The sequence below is a fragment of the Achromobacter sp. UBA5777 genome (genome assembly GCF_002418565.1).
GTDB lineage: Bacteria > Pseudomonadota > Gammaproteobacteria > Burkholderiales > Burkholderiaceae_B > Achromobacter > Achromobacter animicus.
This window is the reverse complement of the sequence record NZ_DIEJ01000295.1, coordinates 1,787-6,085: the sequence shown is the minus strand read 5'-3', so window position 1 is coordinate 6,085 and position 4,299 is coordinate 1,787. Positions and strand designations below refer to the sequence as shown.

Below are 4,299 nucleotides of genomic sequence, written 5' to 3'. Positions count from 1 at the left end.
AGCTGCTGCGCCCGGCCAACTTCCTGGGCGCGGCGGCGATTGCGCTGCCGGCGGGGCTTGATGCCGGCGGCATGCCCTGCGCCGTGCAACTGCTGGCGCCCGCTGGCGCTGATGCGGCGCTGCTGGACTGCGCGGCGGCACTGGAAACCGTGCTGTCTCCCACGCCCCTGCATCCGGATCTGTCGGCCTGGGGGCTTTGACGCCGCGCGCAGCCACGGCAGAAGCCCGGCCCGGCCGGCGCGCCCGTGAATCAAGAACGCCGTTCATCGGCGGCACAAAACAAGAACGCCGTCCAGCGGCGGCTCAAAATAGAAAAAGCGCCCGGTCGGGCGCTTTTCGTTATCCGCAACGCAGATCTTCGATCGCGTCAGGCGGACTTCTTCAGTTCCTGAACCTTGTCCGTGGCTTCCCACGAGAATTCCGGCTCGGAGCGGCCGAAGTGTCCGTAGGCGGCGGTCTTGGTGTAGATCGGGCGCAGCAGGTCCAGCATGTTCACGATGCCCTTCGGACGCAGATCGAAGTGCTCGCGAACCAGCTTGGCGATCTGGTCATCGGGGATGACGCCGGTGCCTTCCGTGTAGACGGTGATGTTGATGGGTTCGGCCACGCCAATGGCGTAGCTGACCTGCACCTGGCACTGGCGCGCCAGACCGGCGGCCACGATGTTCTTGGCCACGTAACGGGCGGCGTAGGCGGCCGAACGGTCGACCTTGGACGGATCCTTGCCCGAGAACGCGCCGCCGCCGTGCGGGCAAGCGCCGCCGTAGGTGTCGACGATGATCTTGCGGCCGGTCAGGCCGCAATCGCCTTGCGGGCCGCCGATGACGAAGCGACCGGTCGGGTTGACCAGGAACTTGGTCTTGGGCGTGATCAGGCCTTCAGGGAAGCTGGGTTTGATGATGTCTTCGATGACCGCTTCGCGGATGGTCTCTTGCGAGACTTCCGGCGCGTGCTGGGTCGACAGCACCACGGTGTCGACTTCGGCGGGACGGCCGTCGACGTAGCGGAACGTGACCTGCGACTTGGCGTCCGGGCGCAGCCAGCCCAGGCGGCCATCCTTGCGCAGTTCGCTCTGACGCTGCACCAGGCGGTGCGCGTACCAGATCGGTGCGGGCATCAAGTCAGGGGTTTCGTCGCAGGCGTAGCCGAACATCAGGCCTTGGTCGCCTGCGCCCTGGTTCAGGTAGTCTTCCGAGCTGCGGTCCACGCCCTGCGCGATGTCGGGCGACTGCTTGTCATAGGCGACGAGCACCGCGCAACCCTTGTAGTCGATGCCGTATTCGGTGTTGTCGTAGCCGATGCGGCGGATCGTGTCGCGCGCGACCTGGATGTAATCGACGTTGGCGGTGGTGGTGATTTCGCCAGCCAGCACGACGAGACCGGTGTTGCACAGCGTTTCGGCTGCGACACGCGCGTTCGGGTCTTGCGTGAAGATGGCGTCGAGGATCGAATCGGAGATCTGATCGGCAACCTTGTCGGGGTGCCCTTCGGAGACGGATTCGGAAGTGAAGAGAAAATCGTTGTTGGCCACAGATGCGTCCTTAGTGTCCGGTCTTGCCGGCGCATAGGTTCTCGAGGCGCGTTGCACCCCGGTCTGCATTGCAATGCCAACTGGGCGCGACGCTTTAGCGGATTTGGCGCGGGCCGCGCGAAGCGCAGTACCCTTGCCGTCGCCCCGCAAGTTGTCGGTTAACTCGGCGACTGGGCGCATTTTAAGCGAAAATGCCGTTCTTATGCTTGTTGCCGGGGTGTATCCATATGCCTCGATCAGCAGTATTACCCTGCCCGATTTCAACCTTTTGACGCATGTTGCTGCCTCTGTTCCGACTTTTTGCCGCCCTGCCGCTCCCCGTCGCGCATGCGATCGGAAGGTTCGCGGGACGCGCCATCTACGCCTTGCCGGGCAAGTACCGGCGGCGCCTGCAGGCCAATGCGGCGCAGGCGGGCTACCCCGGCGCGGCGTTCGCCAGGCGCGCGGCGGCCGAAGCCGGCGCGATGATTCTCGAGGATCCCCGCGNNGTCTGGTTCCGCAACCAGGAAAGCCTGGCGCAGGTGGTCTCCGACGATGACGACGTGGTCGCCGCCGCCCGCGCCGAGAACCGCGGCATCCTGTTTCTGACGCCGCACCTGGGCTGCTTCGAGATCACCGCCCGCTATTTGGCCCGCCAGATGCCCATGACGGTGATGTTCCGCCCCCCGCGCAAGGAAGCGCTGGCGCCCTTGCTGGAAACGGCGCGCAACAGCTCGGCCGTCAATGCGGTGCCCGCCAACATGCAGGGCGTGCGCGAATTCGTGCGCGCGCTGCGCCGCGGCGAATCCGTCGGCATGCTGCCCGACCAGGCGCCCAGCGTGGGCGACGGCGTGTGGGTGCCGTTCTTCGGGCGCCTGGCCTACACCATGACGCTGCCCGGCAAGCTTGCATCGCAGACCAACGTCCCCATCATCCTCACGGCGGGCGAACGCCTGCCCAAGGGCCGCGGCTGGCGCATCCACTACGTGCGCGTGCCCGAGCCGCTGCCCGCCGAGCCCGAGGCGCAGGCCGCCCTCATCAACGCCGCTATGGAAACGCTGATCCGCCGCTGCCCCGACCAGTACCTCTGGAGCTACAACCGCTACAAGACTCCGCGCGGCGCCACCCCGGCGCCCGACGCTGAACCGGCGCCCCCGACCGCTTGAACCCTGGCTCATCCCGCCGTCCGGTCTCCATCCACATCCATGAACGATAGAAAAACGCGCACGCTGGTTACCCTGCTGAAATGGTTCGGCCGCATCAAGCCCTCGACGCGCCTGCGCATCGGCGCGGTGTTGGGCTGGCTGGCGCCGCGGCTGGCCAAGTCGCGCGCGCGCATCGTCCGCCGCAACCTGGAACTGAGCTTTCCCGATCAGCCCGAGGCCGTGCGCGAACAGTGGGTGGCCGATCACTTCCGCGCGCTGGCGCAATCCATCGTCGACCGCGGCGTGCTGTGGTACGGCACGCCCGAGGCCATCAAGGAGATGGTCACGCAGACCGGCGCCGACCGCATCAACGCGCTGACAGCCGAGGGCCGCTCGGTCATCCTGCTTGCGCCCCACTTCATCGCGCTGGACGCCGCCGCCACCCGCCTGACCATGGAAGTGCCCAGCGCGGCCACCATGTATACACCGCAAAGCGACCCGCACATCGACGCCGTCGTGGCCGCCGGGCGCGCGCGCTTCAATGAAGTGTTTTTGGTCAGCCGCAAGGACGGCGTGCGCGACCTGATCCGGCACCTGCGCGCCCCGCGCCCGGTCTACTACCTGCCCGACATGGACTTCGGCCGGCAGGGCTCGGTCTTCGTGCCGTTCTTCGGCGTGCCGGCCGCCACGCTGCTCGCCACGGCCCAGCTTGCTCAGAAATGGAACGCCGCCGTCCTGCCGATCGTGGGGTTCTGGAATCCTGACACGGGCAAGTACCATGTCGACGTGCTGCCGCCACTCGACGACTTCCCGGGCGACGACACGCTGGAAGCGGCCACCGCCCGCCTGAACCGCGAACTCGAAACCTGGGTGCGCCGCTGCCCCAGCCAGTATTACTGGGTGCACCGCCGCTTCAAGACACGCCCCGAAGGCGAAGCCAAGCTGTACTGAACCGCGACGCGCACTCGCCGCGCCGCGAGAATGGGGGATAATCCGCAGATGAACTGGAACTTCACCAAAATGCACGGCGCGGGCAACGATTTCGTTGTGCTCGACGGGGTCCGCCAGACCATCGAGATGACGCCCGAACGCGCGCGCGCCCTCGGCGACCGCCACTTCGGCATCGGCGCCGACCAGATCCTGCTGGTCGAACGCGCCACGCGGCCGGACGCCGACTTCCGCTATCGCATTTTCAATTCGGACGGATCCGAGGTCGAACACTGCGGCAATGGCGCCCGCTGCTTCGTGCGCTTCGTGCACGAGCAAGGCCTGTCCGACCGCAATCCGCTGCGCGCCGAGATCGCCACCGGCATCCTCGTCCTGGACGAAGGCGACGACGAGCAGGTCACCGTGGAAATGGGCAGCACCCGCTTTGATCCGGCCGCGCTGCCCTTCGACACCGCCGGCCTGCCGTCCGTCACGCAGGGCCAGGACACCCTCTGGGAACTGGACCTCGACGCCCCCGCCGGATTTCCCCGCACGGTCGCCGTGTCCGCCGTCGCCATCAGCAACCCGCACGCCGTGCAGGTCGTCGATAACGTCGACACCGCGCCCGTGGCCGTGCTGGGTCCGCTGATCGAAACCCATCCGCGCTTTGCGCGCCGCGTCAACGCCGGCTTCATGCAGGTCGTCGACCGCAACAAC

4 protein-coding genes and 1 pseudogene are annotated in these 4,299 nt (G+C 67.0%); 4 read left to right on the top strand and 1 reads right to left on the bottom strand.

Going from position 1 to position 4,299, the window contains the following annotated elements:
• Positions 1-200 (top strand): annotated as a pseudogene (locus B3446_RS25705) (amidase family protein); the annotation flags it as partial.
• A 167-nt stretch (positions 201-367) separates the two neighbouring features.
• Here B3446_RS25705 and metK read toward each other — a convergent pair.
• Positions 368-1,531, bottom strand: coding sequence for a methionine adenosyltransferase (metK, locus tag B3446_RS25700; RefSeq protein ID WP_056327270.1), 1,164 nt, complete (start codon positions 1,529-1,531; stop codon positions 368-370).
• A 275-nt stretch (positions 1,532-1,806) separates the two neighbouring features.
• Here metK and B3446_RS25695 point away from each other — a divergent pair, with 275 nt between their 5' ends.
• The 3 genes from B3446_RS25695 to dapF all read left to right on the top strand — a co-directional run.
• Positions 1,807-2,676, top strand: coding sequence for a lysophospholipid acyltransferase family protein (locus tag B3446_RS25695; RefSeq protein ID WP_291386720.1), 870 nt, complete (start codon positions 1,807-1,809; stop codon positions 2,674-2,676).
• 39 nt (positions 2,677-2,715) lie between these two features.
• Positions 2,716-3,606: a lysophospholipid acyltransferase family protein gene (locus B3446_RS25690; RefSeq protein WP_191577600.1), complete on the top strand. Its 891-nt coding sequence runs from the start codon at positions 2,716-2,718 to the stop codon at positions 3,604-3,606.
• Positions 3,607-3,636: 30 nt separating this feature from the next.
• Positions 3,637-4,299: diaminopimelate epimerase (dapF, locus tag B3446_RS25685; RefSeq protein WP_291386717.1), on the top strand; the 663-nt coding region annotated here is incomplete at its 3' end.

Excerpts from the sequence above, each read along its gene's own strand:
- B3446_RS25690 (WP_191577600.1), top strand. The coding sequence starts at position 2,716 with ATGAACGATAGAAAAACGCGCACGCTGGTTACCCTGCTGAAATGGTTC.